Origin of the sequence: Gordonia sp. IITR100 (assembly GCF_002009645.1) — a bacterium.
GTDB classification, from domain to species: Bacteria; Actinomycetota; Actinomycetes; order Mycobacteriales; family Mycobacteriaceae; genus Gordonia; species Gordonia hongkongensis.
This window is the reverse complement of the sequence record NZ_MVKV01000025.1, coordinates 11,844-30,852: the sequence shown is the minus strand read 5'-3', so window position 1 is coordinate 30,852 and position 19,009 is coordinate 11,844. Positions and strand designations below refer to the sequence as shown.

At 67.6% G+C, this 19,009-nt stretch carries 19 protein-coding genes, 1 tRNA gene and 1 pseudogene; 13 read left to right on the top strand and 8 right to left on the bottom strand.

Annotated features, from left to right (window positions below; translation table 11 throughout):
* Positions 1-69: 69 nt before the first annotated feature.
* From B1818_RS22570 to B1818_RS22560, 3 genes and pseudogenes are all read right to left on the bottom strand, one after another.
* Positions 70-564: an Rrf2 family transcriptional regulator gene (locus B1818_RS22570; protein ID WP_078114071.1), complete on the bottom strand. Its 495-nt coding sequence runs from the start codon at positions 562-564 to the stop codon at positions 70-72.
* Positions 565-621: 57 nt separating this feature from the next.
* Positions 622-876, bottom strand: coding sequence for a DUF2510 domain-containing protein (locus B1818_RS22565; RefSeq protein ID WP_058253034.1), 255 nt, complete (start codon positions 874-876; stop codon positions 622-624).
* An 80-nt stretch (positions 877-956) separates the two neighbouring features.
* Positions 957-1,710 (bottom strand): annotated as a pseudogene (locus tag B1818_RS22560) (DUF72 domain-containing protein).
* A 132-nt stretch (positions 1,711-1,842) separates the two neighbouring features.
* Here B1818_RS22560 and wrbA point away from each other — a divergent pair.
* The 4 genes from wrbA (at position 1,843) to B1818_RS22540 (ending at position 4,834) form a co-directional block, all read left to right on the top strand.
* Positions 1,843-2,442, top strand: coding sequence for an NAD(P)H:quinone oxidoreductase (gene wrbA / locus B1818_RS22555; RefSeq protein WP_058253059.1), 600 nt, complete (start codon positions 1,843-1,845; stop codon positions 2,440-2,442).
* Between the two features lie 289 nt (positions 2,443-2,731).
* Positions 2,732-3,226, top strand: coding sequence for an FBP domain-containing protein (locus tag B1818_RS22550; RefSeq protein WP_065630688.1), 495 nt, complete (start codon positions 2,732-2,734; stop codon positions 3,224-3,226).
* Positions 3,227-3,777: 551 nt separating this feature from the next.
* Positions 3,778-4,206, top strand: coding sequence for a nitroreductase family deazaflavin-dependent oxidoreductase (locus B1818_RS22545; RefSeq protein WP_065630635.1), 429 nt, complete (start codon positions 3,778-3,780; stop codon positions 4,204-4,206).
* Between the two features lie 79 nt (positions 4,207-4,285).
* Positions 4,286-4,834, top strand: a complete 549-nt coding sequence (locus B1818_RS22540) for a dihydrofolate reductase family protein (protein WP_078114070.1) — start codon at positions 4,286-4,288, stop codon at positions 4,832-4,834.
* Positions 4,835-4,840: 6 nt separating this feature from the next.
* Here B1818_RS22540 and B1818_RS22535 read toward each other — a convergent pair whose 3' ends face one another.
* On the bottom strand, positions 4,841-5,275 hold the full coding sequence (locus tag B1818_RS22535) for a DUF309 domain-containing protein (RefSeq protein WP_078114069.1): 435 nt from the start codon (positions 5,273-5,275) through the stop codon (positions 4,841-4,843).
* Positions 5,276-5,438: 163 nt separating this feature from the next.
* Positions 5,439-5,524 (bottom strand) — tRNA-Leu (locus B1818_RS22530).
* A 277-nt stretch (positions 5,525-5,801) separates the two neighbouring features.
* On the opposite strand from B1818_RS22530, the gene B1818_RS22525 reads away from it, so the two are divergent.
* The 7 genes from B1818_RS22525 to pknB all read left to right on the top strand — a co-directional run bounded on the left by B1818_RS22525 (position 5,802) and on the right by pknB (position 15,646).
* Positions 5,802-7,127: a DUF3662 and FHA domain-containing protein gene (locus tag B1818_RS22525; RefSeq protein WP_078114068.1), complete on the top strand. Its 1,326-nt coding sequence runs from the start codon at positions 5,802-5,804 to the stop codon at positions 7,125-7,127.
* 222 nt (positions 7,128-7,349) lie between these two features.
* Complete coding sequence (locus B1818_RS22520) at positions 7,350-7,814, top strand: FHA domain-containing protein (protein WP_058253019.1); 465 nt, start codon at positions 7,350-7,352, stop codon at positions 7,812-7,814.
* Complete coding sequence (locus B1818_RS22515; protein WP_078114067.1) at positions 7,811-9,319, top strand: PP2C family serine/threonine-protein phosphatase; 1,509 nt, start codon at positions 7,811-7,813, stop codon at positions 9,317-9,319. Before B1818_RS22520 ends, B1818_RS22515 begins: the two co-directional genes overlap by 4 nt.
* Positions 9,316-10,749 carry an FtsW/RodA/SpoVE family cell cycle protein gene (locus tag B1818_RS22510; RefSeq protein WP_078114066.1) on the top strand — a complete coding sequence of 478 codons (1,434 nt, stop codon included), beginning with the start codon at positions 9,316-9,318 and terminating at the stop codon, positions 10,747-10,749. Before B1818_RS22515 ends, B1818_RS22510 begins: the two co-directional genes overlap by 4 nt.
* Positions 10,746-12,245, top strand: coding sequence for a penicillin-binding protein 2 (locus B1818_RS22505; protein ID WP_065630651.1), 1,500 nt, complete (start codon positions 10,746-10,748; stop codon positions 12,243-12,245). The genes B1818_RS22510 and B1818_RS22505 overlap by 4 nt, the downstream gene beginning before the upstream one ends.
* Positions 12,242-13,609, top strand: coding sequence for a protein kinase (locus B1818_RS22500; protein WP_058253015.1), 1,368 nt, complete (start codon positions 12,242-12,244; stop codon positions 13,607-13,609). Before B1818_RS22505 ends, B1818_RS22500 begins: the two co-directional genes overlap by 4 nt.
* Before the next feature lie 90 nt (positions 13,610-13,699).
* Complete coding sequence (gene pknB / locus B1818_RS22495; RefSeq protein ID WP_078114065.1) at positions 13,700-15,646, top strand: Stk1 family PASTA domain-containing Ser/Thr kinase; 1,947 nt, start codon at positions 13,700-13,702, stop codon at positions 15,644-15,646.
* A 78-nt stretch (positions 15,647-15,724) separates the two neighbouring features.
* Here pknB and B1818_RS22490 read toward each other — a convergent pair whose 3' ends face one another.
* Entirely contained in the window at positions 15,725-16,384 is a 660-nt protein-coding gene (locus B1818_RS22490; RefSeq protein ID WP_078114064.1) for an aminodeoxychorismate/anthranilate synthase component II, read from the bottom strand.
* 149 nt (positions 16,385-16,533) lie between these two features.
* On the opposite strand from B1818_RS22490, the gene crgA reads away from it, so the two are divergent.
* On the top strand, positions 16,534-16,824 hold the full coding sequence (crgA, locus tag B1818_RS22485) for a cell division protein CrgA (protein ID WP_010843022.1): 291 nt from the start codon (positions 16,534-16,536) through the stop codon (positions 16,822-16,824).
* 115 nt (positions 16,825-16,939) lie between these two features.
* Positions 16,940-17,443 (top strand): PH domain-containing protein, encoded by a 504-nt coding sequence (locus tag B1818_RS22480; RefSeq protein ID WP_078114063.1) that lies wholly within the window; start codon positions 16,940-16,942, stop codon positions 17,441-17,443.
* 13 nt (positions 17,444-17,456) lie between these two features.
* Here B1818_RS22480 and B1818_RS22475 read toward each other — a convergent pair whose 3' ends face one another.
* Together B1818_RS22475 and B1818_RS22470 are read right to left on the bottom strand one after the other, a co-directional pair.
* Complete coding sequence (locus B1818_RS22475; protein WP_078114087.1) at positions 17,457-18,170, bottom strand: rhomboid family intramembrane serine protease; 714 nt, start codon at positions 18,168-18,170, stop codon at positions 17,457-17,459.
* Between the two features lie 209 nt (positions 18,171-18,379).
* Complete coding sequence (locus tag B1818_RS22470; RefSeq protein ID WP_058253011.1) at positions 18,380-18,901, bottom strand: peptidylprolyl isomerase; 522 nt, start codon at positions 18,899-18,901, stop codon at positions 18,380-18,382.
* Positions 18,902-19,009 lie beyond the last annotated feature (108 nt).

Sequence of the window (19,009 nt, the reverse complement as noted above, 5' to 3'; positions counted from 1 at the left end):
TGACGGGTCGAGCGTCGCCCCCGCTGGTTGAGCTTGTCGAAACCACCACCGCAGCAGGCGGTTACAGCGTCAGGTCGCTGTGGGTGCGGCAGCTTCGGATACCGGTCCGTCCCGCGGCGGCCGGGACGACAGCGACAGCAACACCGCGGTCGTCGGCTCGCGGGCGAGATCGGCGACCGTCTCGGAGTCGAGACTCTCATAGAATGCGGCGACCGCTCGGGCGAGGGACCCCCGGAGCCGGCAGGCGTGGCGCAACGGGCAGGGTTGTGCGCCTTCGCATTCCACGACCTCGCCGTCACCTTCGAGCGAACGGGCGAGCCACCCGACGCGGGCATCGCGGCCGAGTTCGGTGATCGTCAGCCCGCCGGTTCGACCGCGCCGAGCGTGTACGACGCCGAGTTCCGACAGCCTTCCGACGACCTTGGCGACGTGTGTGTATGGGACCGCGAGTTCGCGGGCGAGATCCTTGGTGGTGAGAGCTGTTGCAACAGAGCCATGTTGACCCGAGACGGCCAGCCGCATCACGACCCGGAGGCCGATGTCGGTGAAGCGCGTCAGTTGCATGTCGTAAGTAGAACACAAATTGGCACCTTAGATGCCAATTAAATGAGGTGACGCCGGTCACGCGAGGTGAGCCGGCCGGCTACTAGTCTGCGCCGATGCGGGCCGCGTGTGAGCGGTCCAGGCGTGGCCGTCGTGGTACCGGTCCACGTCCGGATACTGCGGGTCCGGGTACCAGCCACCCATCCCATTCCGTCCGGCGTCGACAGCCGAGTTCTTCGACTTACGGGACACCAGTACGACGATGCCGACGATCCCGGCACCGAGAACCGCCAGCAGCACGAGCAGGACGGCGAGCATCAGGATGATCGACATGCACGTACCGTACCGAGACCGGCGGGCGGCGCCACCGGGCCGACGCTCCGATTCCGTCGAATGACGGACCGCCAATGGGGTCAGTCTCCGACGGTCTTCACCGTCGTGCCCATGCGTCGCGCGCGGCGGATCATGATGGCGGCGTTGTCGATCGCGGCGCATCCCGGGTCGTTGTTGAAGTAGACGTAGACGTCACACGAATCGTCGAAGGACTCCGACAGACGGCGTAACCAACTGTCGATCGCCCGGGTTCCCTAGCTCATCGGTCGTCGAGACGTCCCGTCGTGAAGGCGCAGGTATCCGAAATCGGCTGTGCGCCAAAGAGGGTTGAGGATTCGGTTCTTCCGGTCGGCCCAGCACAGCGCCGCGTTGTGCCGCTCGAGGACCGTCCTTGTCTCGTCGCACCACCAGGACTCGCGCCGGGGTTCGACGGCGACCTGCACCGACGTCGGAAACCTCGCGAGCGTCTCGTCGAGGGCGTCGGGGATGGCGCGGAGAGTGGGCGGCAACTCCGAGGAGCACCGGTCCCAGCCGGCCGTCGAGCCCGGCCGACCGATCGAGGAACCGCTGGACCGGTTCGGCCGGCTCGTTGAGCCGTTTGATGTGCCCCAGATAGCGACTCATCTCCGCGGCCATCCGGAAGTCGGCGGGGACCGTCTCGGCCCAGCGCTCGAACGCCTTCCGCTCGGGCAACCGGTAGAAGGTGTTGTTGACCTCGGCGGTCGGGAACCGCTGCGCGTAGTAGTCCAACCACAACCGTTGCGGGAGCTTCTCGGGATAGAAGGCACCGCGCCAGTCCCGGTACTGCCAGCCGGAGGTGCCGATGAACAGCATCGCGCAACTATCCGTTCGGGACGGGGCTACGAATCCCGTCCACGACGAGTACCCGGTATGCGCGTGGGTGTCGACTCACGGCTCGTGGGTACCCGTCGGTGGCACATGCCAATCACCGAGACGGGAGTACACATGACCAAGCTGGCGATCATCTACTACTCGGCCACCGGACACGGCACTGCGATGGCACAGGTGCTGTCGGATGCCGCTGAATCCGCCGGTGCCGAGGTCCGAGTCCGCCACATTGCCGAAACCCGGGACCCGCAGACGTTCGCCGAGAACCCGGCCTGGTCGGCCAACTACGAGGCCACCAAGGACCTACCCGCCGCGACCGGCGACGACATCGTCTGGGCAGACGGCGTCATCTTCGGGAGCCCGACGCGGTTCGGCAGCACTGCTTCGCCGTTCCAGACATACATCGACTCTCTCGGGGGACTGTGGGCCGAGGGCAAGCTCGCCGACAAGGCCTACGCCGCCTACACCTCCAGCAACACCGCCCACGGCGGGCAAGAGACTACCCTCACCGCTCTCTACACATCGCTGATGCACTTCGGCGGCATCCTCGTCCCGCCCGGGTACACGGACGGACTGAAGTTCGCCGACGGCAACCCGTACGGCGTCTCCCATGTCACGGGTCCGGAGAACAAGAACGAGCTCGACGACGCGACGAAGGCCGCGCTCGAACACATGGCGCAGCGGGTGGTGCGGATCGCGGGCCTCCTCGCTGCCTGATAGTCGTCGCTCACGAGATCCGTTCCCGCTCAGCCGTTTGGTTCGGGCGGGGACGGATCTTGTGAGCGCGCGGTCGCCGTAATCGAGTTGACAGCGAAGGTTCGGCGGTTCACCATCGGTCCTCGTGTCTGTCAGTGTGTCGCCCTCCGGGCGTGAGGAGGTCGTCGGCGTCGTGCGCGCCGACGGTTGATTAACCCGCTCCGATCGGCGCGCGTCCCCGCAGTTGTGGACCGCGCCGGTCGAATCGTGCACTCTTTTTCCTCCTCCGACACCTGAGGTGTATCCACTCATGCATTCCTTGACCGAAACCCAGATCCGTTCGTCGTTCGTCAACGCCTCGCTGCGCGAACGCAAGAGCGTGACCCTTCCACCCGACTTCGACGACTTCGACTGGGAGCGAATCGATTTCGTCGGCTGGCGCGACCCGAAACTACCGATGGTCGGATACGTGGTCATCCCGACCGACGACGACGTCGTGGGCATCATGCTCCGTCTCGGTGGCCGCCAGCCGCGAACCCGGCCCCTGTGCTCGTTCTGCGAGGACGTGCACCTGCCCAACGAGGTCGCCTTCTTCAGTGCGAAACTCGCCGGCGCCGCGGGACGCAAGGGCAACACGGTCGGGACGTTGATCTGCTCGAACTTCGAGTGTTCGGCGAACGTCCGCGCTAAGCCGTCGGCCATCTTCTCCACAGACGACCCCGAAACCGTTCGGCAACAACGCATTCAGGCATTGCGGAGCCACCTCTCCGGCTTCGCAGCGCGGGTGGCGAGCGGCGACAGCTGACGCGCGCCACTGCTCCCCGAGCTGAGAGCCGCCGAAGTTTACGGAGCCGTGTCATCCCGCCCCTGAGCAGCGAGCTTGCGAGCGTATCCCCCGCGCCCTGAGGAGCGAGCTTGCGAGCGGACCCCCGCACCCTGAGGAGCGAGCTTGCGAGCGGACCCCCGCACCCTGAGGAGCGAGCTTGCGAGCGGACCCCCGCACCCTGAGGAGCGAGCTTGCGAGCGGACCCCCGCACCCTGAGGAGCGAGCTTGCGAGCGGACCCCCGCACCCTGAGGAGCGAGCTTGCGAGCGGACCCCCGCACCCTGAGGAGCGAGCTTGCGAGCGTCACGAAGGGTCTTGGTGAGATGCGTGGCAGACCCTTCGTGACGCGCCCTCCGCAAGCTCCGGGCGCTCCTCAGGGAGCAGAGCGGGACAGTGGTTCCGCGGCTCTTTCGGATCAGGGAGCAGAACGGGCCAGCGGGCCTGCGTGTTTGTCGACTAGAGGGAGCGTGGGGGTGGGACCGGGTGTCCGCTGAGCTTTCGGCCGACGGTCAGAGCGGCGATAGTGGACCCATGACGTCGCTGTTCATCCGAGCGCTGCAGACCCACCAATGGCTCTACGAGCATTCCGGCGGACTCGTCGGCCACCGGCTGCTGATGGGCAATCCCACGCTGCTGCTGCGCACAATCGGCCGCCGCACCGGGGAGGCCAGGTGCAATGCGCTCACCTATGCGCGCGACGGCGAGGCCTACCTGGTGGTCGCGTCGAACGGCGGATCGCCGCGACCACCGGGGTGGCTCGCCAACCTCAAGGCGCACCCCAACGTCGAAGTCCAGGTGGGTCGTCGTCGGATTCAGGTCACCGCGCGGGCGACCTACCCCGATGACCCGGACTACGCCCGGCGCTTCGTTCTCGTCGATGAAGTCAACAAGGGTCGCTACGCCGGCTATCAGAAGAAGACGACGCGCCCACTCGCCATCGTCGAGCTGACGCCGCGCTAACAGCGTGCCGTTCCGATGACTATCGACCGGCCCGCCGGTCGGTATCTGGGAGACAACGTCAACGACCCCCGGGAGAAGCATGCGCACGCTGGCGATCACCCAGAACATGACGCTAGACGGCTCGATCGAGATGGTGACCGACTGGTTCGACCCGACCGTCGAGGCGCCGGACCTCATGGCCGAGTCGCACCGGCAGGACGCCGAGGCCGACGGTCTGCTCGTCGGAAGGCAGACTTTCGAGGACTTCCGCAGCTTCTGGCCGCGCCAGACCGAGGACGCCACCGGGATCACCGACTACCTGAACACCGTCGACAAATACGTGGTGTCGAGCACGATGACCGACCCGGACTGGCAGAACTCGACGGTGCTGTCCGGCGATGTCGTGGATGAGGTCACCGCGCTGAAGAACGCCGATGGCAAGGACATCGTCGTGACCGGCAGCATCAGCCTGTGCCACACCCTGATCAGCGCCGGTCTCGTCGACGAATACCGGTTGTTCGTCTACCCGACCGTCCAGGGGTCGGGACGGCGTCTGTTCCCGGACGGCCTGGAGATCCCGACACTGCGGCTCGTCGACACCAAGAGTTTCGAGCTGGGCGTCTCGCTGCTGCGTTACCGGACGGCGTGACCCTGTTCAGGCCGGCTCGGAGTTGATCTCCGCGAACGCACGGTCGCGGATCGCCGCGAGATCCATCCCGTACGTCAGTCCGTGAGACTGCTCGTACTCCTCCAGCCGCGCAGCCGCCCGGTCGTAAAGTCGGCGGGCGCCGACGGCATTGCCGCGACGATGGTGCGTCAGTCCGACGCAGAGCTGGGCCAACCCCTGCCACAGCGGACGCTCTTCCGGCGGACACGACTTCCAGCGGGTCTCGAACACCTCGTGCGCGGAGAACGGCCGCCCGTCGTCGAGCAGTTGGCACGCGAGCGCGATCGTCTCGTCGGGCGGCAACGGCTCCTCGGACACGGGTTCGACGCCCCGCTCGCCGTACGGCAGCGGCCGCCCCAGCTCGTCGCGCGGCCGGGCCTGACGGGCGCGACCGTCGGGGTCGCGGTCGCGGTTCTCGAACACTGCGCACCTCCTGACCGAATGGTTGCGAACCGTATCGTCCGTCGGAGTCTCTGCCCTCCGACCGGGGAGCGGTACGAGCGACAGCAGGACGGTACCCATCCGTCGGGTCCGGAAACGAAAAAGGTCAGGTCGCTGCGTGCAACCTGACCTTTTAACTCACTCATGGTGGGCGAAGGGGGACTTGAACCCCCACGTCCCGAAGGACACTGGCACCTGAAGCCAGCGCGTCTGCCATTCCGCCACTCGCCCGTGGCCACCGGAGTTCCGGTGGGCATGTCGTCGAACTGGGTGTGTCCGGCGACTGGACGACGATAGCAGCACGCCACCTCCGAAACAAAACTCGATCTCCGACGTTGCATTTGTGCAGTACGTCGGGTTACGTCAGATGCCGAATACACACCAATGGGACAGGTGTTGCAGACGGTGCACCAGTTGCCTTGGTGGCACAGTTGGCCGTTGATGTCGCTATCATCAAACAAGGCCAGATGCACGGCGACACGCTCTATTGCCGCGGAAGGAGGTCTCGGTGGGGATCCTGCAACGACTGGAACGCAAGCTCGAAGGTGCAGTTGACGACGGTTTTGCCCGTGTCTTCGGTGGTCAGGTGGCCCCGCAGGAGATCGAGAACGGGCTGCAACGGGAAGCCGAGGAGTCGCTCGAGAACCTCGGTGACGGTACGGTCCTTGCGGCCAACAGCTACACCTTGTTGTTCAGTCCCACCGATCATCAGCACATCGCTGCGGAATACGAGCTGAACCGCAAGACTTTCTCGAAGCATTTGGAAAACTTCATCAAGGACAACGGGTGGCAGACCTACGGCAAGGTCGTCGTAGAGTTCGAGCAATCGCCGTCCTTGCACACGGGGATCTTCCGCGCACGCGGCACGGTCAACCCGGACGCGCGGCCCCGCCCGGTGGGAGCGCGTTCGGAGCAGCCGGTCCCCGGCCCGCCGGCCGGTCGCCCGGCCCCCGTTCCCCCACCTACCGACGCCCCCGACCAAGGAGCCCCCAATATGACTCAGAATCCCGGATACGACCAGCGCAGGGGCGCCGATCCCGCGTACGACCAGTACGGCCAGGGATCGGGACAGCAGGGCGACCAGGGTTACGGCCAGCAGGGCTACGACCAGTACGGTCAGCAGCCCGGCTACGACCAGGGATACGACCAGCAGGGCTACGGCCAGCAAGGCTACGACCAGGGTTACGGCCAGCAGCCCGGCTACGGACAGCAGGGTTACAGCCAGCAGGGCTACGACCAGCAGGCCTATGGCCAGCAGCCCGGGTACGGCCAGCAGCCCGGGTACGGCCAGCAAGGCTACGAGCAGCAGGGTTACGGCCAGCAAGGCTACGACCAGGGTTACGGCCAGCAGCCCGGCTACGGACAGCAGGGTTACGACCAGCAGGGATACGGCCAGCAGCCCGCCTACGACCAGGGTTACGGCCAGCAGGGCTATGAGCAGCAGGGCTACGGCCAGCCGGCCTATGGCCAGCAGCCCGCCGGGTACGACTACCAGGGCGGTTACGACCAGGGCTACGGCGCGGGCCGGCCGGCAGCGGGGTACGCCCCGTCGTCGATCACGCTGCTGCTCGAGGACGGCAGCAACCGCACCTTCCAGCTGCACGAGGGATCCAATGTGATCGGCCGCGGACAGGACGCGCAGTTCCGTCTTCCCGACACCGGCGTTTCGCGCCGGCACGTGGAGATCCGCTGGGACGGCGCGACCGCCATGCTCACCGATCTCAACTCGACCAACGGCACCACCGTCAACGACCTCCAGGTGAACACCTGGGAACTCGCCGACGGCGACCGCATCCGCGTCGGACACTCCGACATCACCGTTCGGTTCCAGTAGACCCGCATACGCCGAGCGCACGCCCACCGCGGGCGCGCGGCAGTCGACACCGGCCAGAGACCACTCCGGCCGGTTGATACTGAACTGTCATATCCGAATGACCGGGTTCGGCGGATCTGCCCATAAGATGCAGTCGGGTCCGCTCCTTTCGATCGGCGGTCCGACGACTGCTGCCGCGGGTACGACCCGACCGAGACGGAACGCGCTGGAGGTGAACACGACATGCAGGGCTTGGTGCTGCAACTGACCCGCATCGGGTTCCTGTTGTTGCTCTGGTTGTTCGTCTTCGCCGTGATCCGCACCCTGCGCGCCGACATCGCGTCGGCCGGCGGTCTGCGTATGCCCCGGTACTCGGGCGGCTCGGAGAAACGACGCCGCGGTGGTGGCGTCCGCGGCGCGGCCCGCTATCTCGTGGTGACCCACGGTGCACTGGCGAACACTCGGATCAGCCTCGGCCAGCAGCCGGTCCTGCTCGGACGCGCGGACGACTCGACGCTCGTGCTCACCGACGACTACGCCTCCGAGCGGCATGCGCGGCTCTCGCGACGCGGCGACGACTGGTACGTCGAAGACCTCGGCTCCACCAACGGCACCTACCTCGATCGGTCCAAGGTGACGACCGCGGTCAAGGTGCCGCTGAACACGCCGATCCGCATCGGCAAGACCGTGATCGAGTTGCGCCCGTGACACTTGTGTTGCGCTACATCGCGCGCAGCGACCGCGGTCTCGTTCGGTCCAACAACGAGGACTCCTTCTACGCGGGTCCGCGCCTGCTCGCACTCGCCGACGGCATGGGCGGCCACGCGGCCGGCGAAGTCGCCAGCCAACTGGTCATCCGCGCGCTGAGCACGCTCGACGACGACGAGCCCGGCGGCGACCTGCTCACCCAGCTCGACAGCGCCACCCGCGCCGGCAACGAGGCGATCGCCGCGCAGGTGCAGGAGTCACCCGAACTCGACGGCATGGGCACCACGCTCACCGCGATCCTCTTCGCCGGTAGCCGAATCGGGTTGTGCCACATCGGCGATTCCCGCGGCTACATGTACCGCGACGGTGCCCTGACCCAGATCACCCGCGACGACACGTTCGTCCAGACCCTCGTCGACGAAGGTCGGATCACCGCCGAACAGGCACACACCCACCCGCAGCGTTCGCTGATCATGCGCGCGCTGACCGGCACCGAGGTCGAGCCGACCCTCACCATGCGGGAAGCGCGCGCGGGTGACCGGTACATGCTCTGCAGCGACGGCCTGTCGGACGTCGTGACCGAGGACACCATCGCCGAGACCCTCGGCTCCATCGCTGACCCCAAGGAGTGCGCCGACCGACTCATCGAACTCGCGCTGCGTGGCGGCGGCCCCGACAACGTGACCGTCGTCCTCGCCGACGTCGTCGACACCGAATACGGTGACTCGCGCCCGATCGTCGGTGGCGCCGCGGGCGGCAACGAGGAGATCTACACCCCCGACCCGGCGACCGCCGCGGGACGTGCCGCCGCACTGCGCCCGCCGCCTGCCGAGCCGCAACGCCCGACGGTGCTGACCGACGCCGAGCCCCCGGCCAAGCAGAAGAGCAAGTGGCGACGCTGGATCGTCGCCGGTGTCGCGCTGGCCGTGATCGCCGCGCTGGTCGTCGGCATCTTCGTCGTCCGCGCAATCGTGCGCAGCAACTACTACGTGGCCGCCGACGACACCGGGGACGTCCTCGTCTACCAGGGTTCGCCGGAGAAGGTGTTCTTCCTGTCGATGAGCAACCCGGTCCAGCGGGTCTGCGTCGAGAACCTCGACCAGGAGGAACCGACCTACACGTTCATCTCCTACGACAGCACCTGCGAGTTCCCGCTCAATGTCGACGACCTGGTGTCCGGGCCCGCCCAGTCGGTCAAGAACGTGATGATCCGGAACAGGAGCGAACAGCAGATCCAGGGCGTCGTCACCGACGAGCTCACCTTCCGCTGTGACAACGCGCCGTCGTCGCCCACCCCGACTCCCCCGGCACCGGCACCGTCGGAGTCCACACCGAGTACTGACCCGTCCGCGCCGGCGCCCCGCGCGACCGCGGCGCCGGCACCGGGCATCCCGCAGCAGGGCGCCACCGAATCGGTGGCACCGTCCACCGGCAACGCCGGGCCGGCCGACACGCCCGCACCTGACCAGGACGCCGTCACGAGCTGCCGGCAGCAGGTGAGATGACTCAAGCCGCGCCCGCCCCGCACGCCCCGCCACGCCAACCCGCCACGAGCACCGGCCGCAACGCCGAACTGCTGCTCCTGGGATTCGCCATCGGCCTGGTGACGGTGGCGCTGCTCATCGTCCAAGCCGCCCAGGGCCAGAACCTGACCTGGGACATCCTCAAGTACGTCGCCGCGTACACCGCACTGTTCGGGGTCGCCCATCTGGTGGTTCGCCGCTACGCACCCCACGCCGATCCGATCATGCTGCCCGTCGTGGCCGTCCTGAACGGTCTCGGCCTGGTCCTGATCCATCGTCTCGACCTCGGCACGGGCAACACCGGGGAGTCGGCGAACGCCACCGAGGCGACCCGCAACGCCGATCAGCAGTTGCTGTGGGCAGTGCTGGGCATCGTGGCGTTTTCCGCGGTGCTCATCCTCATCCGCGACCACCGGACACTCTCGCGGTACGCCTACACGCTCGGCCTCGGCGGACTGGTCTTCTTGATCATCCCGGCGATCCTGCCCAGCGCGTTCTCGGAGATCAACGGGTCGAAGAACTGGATCATCACGCCGTTCTTCTCGATCCAGCCCAGTGAGTTCTCCAAGATCCTGATCATCATCTTCGCGGCCGCGGTGCTGGTCTCCAAGCGTGATCTGTTCATCACCGCCGGTCCGCACGTGCTCGGTGTCGACCTCCCGCGCGCCCGTGACCTCGGTCCGCTGCTGGCTGCCTGGGCCATCGCCATCGCCGTCATGGTGGTCCAGAAAGACCTGGGTACGTCGCTGCTGATCTTCGCGACCATCCTGACGATGCTCTACGTGGCCACCTCGCGCGTCGAGTGGCTGGTGCTGGGCATCGGGCTCTTCGCGATCGGCGCGGTCTTCGCGTGGTCGATCTTCTCGCACCTGCAGACCCGGGTCTCGGTGTGGCTGAACCCCTTCGAGGACTTCGACGGCTCGGGCTACCAGATCGGGCAGAGCCTGTTCGGTCTGGCCACGGGCGGACTGTTCGGCACCGGACTCGGTTCTGGCCGGCCCAACATCGTGCCGTTCGCCAACACCGACTTCATCATCTCGACCATCGGCGAGGAACTCGGCCTGGCCGGCCTCACCGCGATCCTGCTGCTGTACATGATCTTCATCCACCGCGGGCTGCGGACCGGCATCGCCGTCCGCGACAGCTTCGGCAAACTCCTGGCGACCGGTCTGGCATTCACCATCGCGATGCAGATCTTCGTCGTCGTCGGCGGCGTCACCAAGTTGATCCCGCTGACGGGTCTCACGACGCCGTTCCTGTCCTACGGCGGATCGTCGCTGCTGGCCAACTACATCCTGGTCGCGTTGCTCATCCGGATCTCGAACGCCGCGCGGGAACCCGATCCCGGGAAGAAGCGGCCCGCGGCCAAGCCCGTCGAGGCACTGCCGACGCAGGTGGTGAAGCGCCGATGAACAAGCCGATCCGCAATGTGTCGATGGCGGTGATCGTGATGATCATCGCCCTGCTCGCCAACGCCACCTACGTGCAGGTGTTCAAGGCCGACGCCCTCAAGACCGACCCCCGCAACAATCGGGTGCTGCTCGACGAGTACTCCCGGCAGCGCGGCCTGATCACGACCGCCGACGGCACGGTGATCGCGTTGTCGGTGCCGATCGAGAGCCGCCTGAAGTTCCTGCGCCAGTACCCGCGGGAGGGCGCCGAGGCGTTCGCCCCGGTCACCGGTTTCTACTCGTTCCAGTACCTCGCGAGCCAGATCGAGCACTACGAGAACAGCATTCTCAACGGCTCCGACGACCGGCTCTTCGGTCAGCGGTTCATGGACATGTTCTCCGGGCGCGACCCGCGCGGCGGCAACGTCGTCACGACGATCAACCCCAAGGTGCAGCAGGCCGCGTACCAGGCCATGCTCAACGGGCCGTGCGACGGTCCGTGCCGCGGGGCCGTCGTGGCGCTGCAGCCGAACACCGGCAAGATCCTGGCAATGGTCTCGACGCCGAGCTATGACCCCAACCGGCTCGCAAGCCACGACCAGGAGGTCCGCGAGAGCAGCTGGGAGGCGTGGAACCGGCCCGGCGACACCGCGCAGCCGATGCTCAACCGCGCGATCAGCCAGCTCTACCCGCCCGGCTCGACCTTCAAGGTCGTCACCTCGGCCGCGGCCCTGCGCGACAACATCACCCCGGGCATCCGCCTCACCGCAGCTCCGACCTTCCCGTTGCCGGGCACCGACGTCTCCCTCCCGAACTACGGCGGCGAGACCTGCCCCGGGTCGTCGGGCGGAACCGTGTCGCTCGAGACGGCGTTCAAGTACTCGTGCAACACCGCCTTTGCCGAACTGGTGACCGAGAAGATGTCCGACGCGATCCCCAAGTTCACCGAGACCGCGAGCCTGTTCGGCCTCGACCAGCCCGGCCCCGACATCCCGATGCCCGTCGTCGACTCGACGGTCGGGCAGATCCCGTCCCTCGACGTCCTCGCGCAGGCGTCCATCGGCCAGCGTGACGTCCGGCTCACCCCGCTACAGAACGCGATGATCGCCGCGACGGTGGCCAACGGAGGTGTGCGCATGCAGCCGTACCTGGTCGACAAGTTGCAGGCGGCGGACCTGCGGACCCTGCAGACCACACCGCCGACGACGGCCAACAAGCCGATCACGCCCGAGCAGGCCGCCGAGCTGACGTCGATGATGATCGAGTCGGAGCGGTCGACGGCCGGCGCGGGCGGCCCGGTGTCGATCGCGTCGAAGACCGGCACGGCGGAGAGCGGATCGAGCACGGACACCCCGTTCTCGTGGTACATCGCCTTCGGACCGTCGTCGAACGCACAGATCGCGGTGGCCGTCGTGGTGGAGAATGGACAATTCGGCGCGGACTCGGTCGGAGGGACCGTCGCGGCGCCGATCGGACGAGAAGTGATCAACTCACTGGTGGGAGGTGGCAGTCGATGAGCCTGCAGAACGGCACCACCATCGGCGACCGGTATCGACTCATCCGCCTGATCGCCACGGGCGGCATGGGCCAGGTGTGGGAGGCGCTCGACACGCGCCTGAATCGTCGCGTCGCGGTGAAGGTCCTCAAGGCCGAGTACACCAGCGATCCGGAGTTCATCGCGCGGTTCCGCGCGGAGGCCCAGACCACCGCGAAGCTGAACAACCCCGGGATCGCGAACGTCTTCGACTACGGCGAGACCCCGGATTACAACGGCGGCGACCCGCTCGCGTACCTGGTGATGGAACTCGTCGACGGTGAGCCCCTGAACTCGGTCATCTCCCGGCTGGGCCGGCTGTCGTTGACCAACACGCTCGACATGCTCGAGCAGACCGGCCGCGCCCTGCAGGCCGCGCACAGCCAAGGTCTCGTCCACCGCGACGTCAAACCCGGCAACATCCTGATCACCCCCGTCGGCCAGGTGAAGATCACCGACTTCGGCATCGCCAAGGCCGTCGACTCCGCCCCGGTCACCAAGACCGGGATGGTCATGGGTACCGCGCAGTACATCTCTCCCGAGCAGGCCACCGGCGACGAGGCGACCGCGGCGTCGGACGTCTACTCGCTCGGCGTCGTCGGCTACGAGGCCCTCACCGGGCGTCGTCCGTTCCTCGGCGACGGCGCGATCACCGTCGCGATGAAGCACATCCGGGAGGCACCGCCACCCCTGCCGACGAACCTGCCGTCCGGGGTCCGCGAGCTCATCGAGATCACGATGGCCAAGGACCCGCGGCAGCGCTACGCGAACGGCGGCGAGTTCGCCGACGCGGTCGCCGCCGTGCGTGCCGGGCGTCGTCCGCCGCGACCGGGCGCGATCGCCGGTGCCGCGGCAGGCGCAGCGGGAGCCGCCGCGCTCGGCGCCGCAGTCGCTCGTGGGGCCACCCCGACGGGTGCGGCCTCGCGGCCGGTGACCCCTCGGCCGACGTCGCGGACCGCGGTGGCGCCACCGCCGCCGGACAACAGCTGGACCACCGGTCAGAAGGTCCTGGCCGGCATCGCGGCCGCCCTTCTCGTCGGTGCCATCGGGCTCATCGGGTTCTATCTGGTGAACAGCGGGAACGGGGACGCGGCGACACCACCGCCGCCGTCGACGACGGTCGTCGAGACCACGACCGCGGTGGAACCGACGGAGGAGCCCGACGAGCCGACCACGACTCGACGCACGACCCGTACGACCACCAGCGAAGAGACGTCCAGCGAAGAAACGACGACGGAGACGACCACGCCGCGTCAGCAGACCGACACCTCCGAGCCGCCGCCGGACCCCGGTGCCGCCACCGGCACCCCGTGTTTCCCCGGCGTACCGTTCTCACCGCTGTGCTGATGGTGCTGTGTACGAGCCGTGCGTTTGAGCCGATAGTTTCCGATTGACCCGTTCTGACCACAGATCCTGAGGGGCGAACCACCGAGGCCGATGTCGACACCACACCACCTCTCCGACCGCTACGAACTCGGCGAAACGCTGGGTTTCGGTGGCATGTCCGAGGTGCACTACGCGCGCGACCTGTTGCTGCACCGCGACGTCGCGGTGAAGGTGCTGCGTGCCGACCTCGCCCGTGACCCGTCGTTCTATCTCCGGTTCCGCCGCGAGGCCCAGAACGCGGCGAAGCTGAACCACCCCACGATCGTGCAGGTCTTCGACACCGGCGAGGCCGAGACCGAGGACGGCCCGCTGCCGTTCATCGTGATGGAGTACGTCGACGGCGACACCCTGCGAGATGTGTTGCGCGCCAACGGCCCCATCTCGCCGCGGCAGGCGATGACGTGGATGGCCGACGTCGCGGCCGCCATGGACTTCTCGCACCGCAACGGGATCGTCCACCGCGACATGAAGCCGGCGAACGTGATGATCGACAAGTCGGGTGCCGTCAAGGTCATGGACTTCGGCATCGCGCGGGCGATGAGTGACGCGACGTCGACGATGACCCAGACGTCCGCGGTGATGGGCACCGCGCAGTACCTGTCGCCCGAACAGGCCCGCGGCATCAAGGTCGACCCGCGCAGCGACATCTACTCCATGGGTTGCGTGCTCTTCGAGCTCCTCACCGGTGAGCCTCCGTTCACCGGTGACTCGCCGGTGGCGGTGGCGCACCAGCACGTGCACGAGGATCCGCCGTGGCCGTCGCACGTCCGGCCGGAGATCCCGCGCGAACTCGATTCCGTCGTCCTCAAGGCGATGAGCAAGAACAAGGACAACCGGTATCAGTCGGCCGCCGACCTGCGGGCAGACCTGATCCGGGTCCTGGCGGGCGGCAAACCGTCGGCGCCGATGCTGCTCTCGGACGAGGAACGCACCGAGTTCATCGACACCGGACCGCGCCGGCCCACCCGGACGGAGACGACCGGTCCGCGTCGGCCGATCGCGGGCCGCACCTCGAACGGCAACGGCGGAAACCACCGGCGTGACGAGGACACCGAGGAGACACCCCGACGCCGCTCACGGCTCCTCATGGCCGGCGCGCTGCTCGCCGTCGTGGTGCTCGTCGGAGGTCTCTTCCTGTGGTCGCCGTGGGGTTCGGGCTCGGCGGCGCAGGTGTCGGTGCCGGCGGTCTCCGGACTCAGCTCCGACGACGCGCAGGCCTCGTTGGAACGGGCCGGCTTCGAGGTGCGTGTGCTCGAGGAACCGAGCCTCGACGTCGGTGTCGGTCTCGCCACGCGGTCGACCCCGGGTGAAGGCGTGATGGCGGCCGAGGGCTCCGAGGTCGCGCTCTATGTCTCGACGGGTCCTCAGCGTGTTCGATTGCCGTCGGATCTCGTGGGCAAGACGCCGGCCGAGGCGTTGGATCAGCTCAAGGTGCTCGGGTTCACCAACGTGCGAACCGACCGCGTGGACTCGACGACCGAGATGAAGGACAAGGTGGTCTCGACGGCACCGGCCGTCGGCGCCGAGGTCCCGGTCAACGGTGCGGTCGTCGTCAACGTGGGCAACGGCCCGCGCGAGGTGACGGTCCGCGACGTCGTCGGCATGTCCGAGAGCCAAGCACGAGCCGTGCTGGAAGAGCTCGGGATGATGGTCGTCGTGGTCGCGGCCGACTCCGAGCGTCCGGCCGGTGAGGTCATCAGCACCTCACCAGGTCCCGGGTCGACCACAGAGCAGGGCAGCACCGTGCAGATCAGCGTGTCGCGGGGCAACCTCTTCACCGTCCCGAACCTCCGGGGCAAGACGCCTGCCGAGGCCCAGGCCGATCTCGAGCGGGCCGGCTGGGAGCGGTCGACGCTGACGCGGCAGACCCGCAACGTGCCGCTCGGCAGCCCCGACGACGGTCGCGTCGTCGGCCAGGAGCCGAATCCCGGGTCCCAGGCCCGCAAGAGCGGTTCGATCACGATCATCGTCGGCCAGGCGAGCCTGCTGCCCAACTGATCGTCTCTGCTGGTTGAGCCGGCACCGAGCGGAGCGAGGAACCGAGTCGAAACCACTTCGGTGACCTCGCCACCGAAGTCAGCCGACCGCGGTCGCCATCTCGGCTTCGAGGGCGGCCACGCGGGTCTCGTCGATCTCGATCCCACATGTCTTGAGCCAGTTGGCGAGCATCCGGTGACCGCCCTGGGTCAGGACGCTCTCCGGGTGGAACTGCACGCCGTGGATGGGTAGTTCACGGTGGGCCATCGCCATCACGATGCCCGACTCGGTGCGTCCGGTGACGACGAGTTCATCAGGGATCGTCTCGGGGAGCACCGTCAGCGAGTGATAGCGCGTGGCGGTGAACGGATCCGGCAGTCCTTCGAGCACGCCCGCGTCGTCGTGGAAGACCAGTGAGGTCTTGCCGTGCAGGAGTTCCGGTGCGCGGTCGACGGTGCCGCCGAACGCCGCACCGATCGCCTGGTGTCCCAGGCACACACCCAGCAGCGGCAGTTCCCGTTCGGCGGCGACACGGACCATCGGCATCGTCGCGCCGGCCCGCTGCGGCGTGCCGGGACCGGGGCTGAGCAGGACGCCGTCGAATCCGGCAACGGCCTCGCGCAGATGGTCGGGATCGGCCGGGGAGAGTTGCGGGTCGTCGTTGCGCCACACGACGGCCTCGACGCCCAGCTGGCCCAAGTACTGGACCAGGTTGTAGACGAAGCTGTCGTAGTTGTCGACCACCAGAATGCGACTCACGCGAGAAAGGCTACCGCCGAAGCGGGTGGTCGGCGTCGGCGACCTGGTGAGATACCGTAGATCTCGAGTGTTTGCCAGTGGCGGGGACGAGCTCACCTTCTCCCGCCCGCGTACGACCGCCCCGGCGGTGCCGCACAACAGAGGAAGTCATGCCGAAGTCAAAAGTCCGGAAGAAGACCGATTACACCATCAACCCGGCCAGCCGGACGCCGGTCAAGGTCAAGGCCGGCCCTTCGAGCACCATCTATGTAGGCGTCATGCTCGGCCTGATGGTGCTGGGTCTCGCCTGGCTCGTCGTCTACTACCTGGCCGCCACGCCCACCGCGTACGGCGGCGAGGGCCAGGTCCTGCATTGGATGGCCGAGCTCAACTCGTGGAACTTCCTGATCGGTTTCTCGCTGATGGTGGCGGGCCTGTTGATGACGATGCGTTGGCGGTAGACGCCGACGGTCGTTCGCGTGTCGAATGCGCTGAGCTGCTGAAACACACGCGTGTAAGTTATCCACACTGTGGAAATCACATGTGTGTAAGTCATCCCCACTGTGAGTAACTCCTGTGGATAACTCCGAGGTCTCTTACACACACGCGTGGGCGACCCCCGTCGGCGCCGGTCTGGCCGGCTGCCTCGGCGGCGTGGCGTTGGTGGTGGCGGCGGTCGTCGCCGCTGCCGATCCGGCCGGCATGGTCCTGATGGGCGTCGCCGGGATTCTTCTTCTCGTGCTCGGCGCCTACACCCTGCTGGTGCGTCCCCGACTGGCCATCACATCGGGGCCGAACCCCGCTCTGGTCCTCGGGACCTTGCGAGGCCAACGGACGTACCCCCCGGATCGCATCGAACGGATTCGGACGCTGTCGATCCGTCGGGTCGGCCGGCGGGTCGGACAGTTGGAGATCGACGTTCTCGACGACGACGCAGCCGGCACGACCGCGCACGACCGCGGCGTCGGCCCTCGCGACGACACCCGACTCGTGGTCTTCAGCCGCTGGGACCTCGGGACCGACCTGCCGACCGTGGTCGACGCGCTGCGCGACGCCGGCTTCGTCGTCGACGAGGGATAGGTCGCGCCGCAGCTCAGCGAATGTAGACGAGCCCGTCGTACGCGACGCCCGCGCCGATGCCGAGCCCCAGCGCCACGACGAACAGTGCGGCGAGCGCGATCCAGCCGACACGACTCGCGGCCTGGGGAGTCCGACGACCCGCGGGCAGCACAGCGTCGGGGAGGTACACGACGGCCGCGGTGGCGGCCGCTCCGAAGGCGAGCCCGCCGAGATGTCCGAGGACCGAGATGCCGGGCAGGGAGAACGACAGCACCACGTTGAAGCCGATGATGAGCAGAACCGGGACCGGGGACACGCGGGCCTTGAGGATGATCACGAGCATCGCGCCCATGAGTCCGTAGATGGCTCCGGAGGCTCCGGCGGTCAGGGCGCGGTCGTCCTCGAAGAGCATGACGGCAGCGCTGCCGCCGAGCAGTGCGATCAGGTAGACGGCCAGGTATCGGCCGATGCCGAGGGCGAGTTCGAGATCGCGGCCGAGGATGTAGAGCGACAGCATGTTGACGGCCACGTGCATGACGCTGAAATGCAGGAAGCCCGCGGTGAGGAGACGCCAGTACTCACCGGCTGCGACGTCGCTCTTGAGGAGGTCGCCGGCGGCGAAGATCGCCGCACCGCCTGGATCGCCCACTCCGGCCTGGAGAACGCACAGCGCGAAGATCAGCAGGTTGACCGCCATGAGCGCGTACGTGGCGTAGGGCTGCGTCGGGGCCGTGCGGGTGCGCGCCATCACGGGGACACCGCGGCGTGGGCCGCCGAGCGACGGCGACCGTTGCACTCCGTCGTTGCGGAGGCATTCGAGACAGTGCTGGCCGACCGATGCCGGACGCAGGCACTCGGGACACGCCGGCCGTCCGCACCGGCTGCAGGACAGGCCGGTGGGACGGTCGGGATGCCGGTAACACACCGCCCGCTGCGGGGCGGTGTGTTCCGGAGAGGTCAGTTGACCTCGATCTTCTCGATGACGACCTCGTCGAGCGGACGGTCGCTGCGGTCGGTCGACGTCGTGGCGATCGCGTCGACGACCTGCTGCGAAGCCGGATCGGTGACCTCACCGAAGATGGTGTGGCGACGGTTGAGGTGCGGGGTCGGGCCGACGGTGATGAAGAACTGCGAGCCGTTGGTACCCGGGCCGGCGTTGGCCATCGCGAGCAGGTACGGACGGTCGAACTGCAGCTCCGGGTGGAACTCGTCGCCGAACTGGTAGCCGGGGCCGCCCATGCCGGTTCCGGTCGGGTCGCCGCCCTGGATCATGAAGCCGGAAATGACGCGGTGGAAGACCGAGCCGTCGAAGAACGGGCCGGAGTTGCCGCCGGACGCGTTGGGCTTGCTGTACTCCTTGCTGCCGTCGGCCAGCCCGACGAAGTTCTCCACCGTCTTGGGTGCGTGGTTCGGGAACAGGTCGACCTTGATGTCGCCGCGATTGGTGTGGATGACTGCGGAGCTTTTCGGTGTAGTCATCCCTCCATCCAACCACTCACCCGGATCCGCTGGTCGGAACACGGCCCCGAGGTGCGCAGATGCACCGGGCGGGGTGGCAGCGGCGCACACCGGCTGGCACTCTTGAGC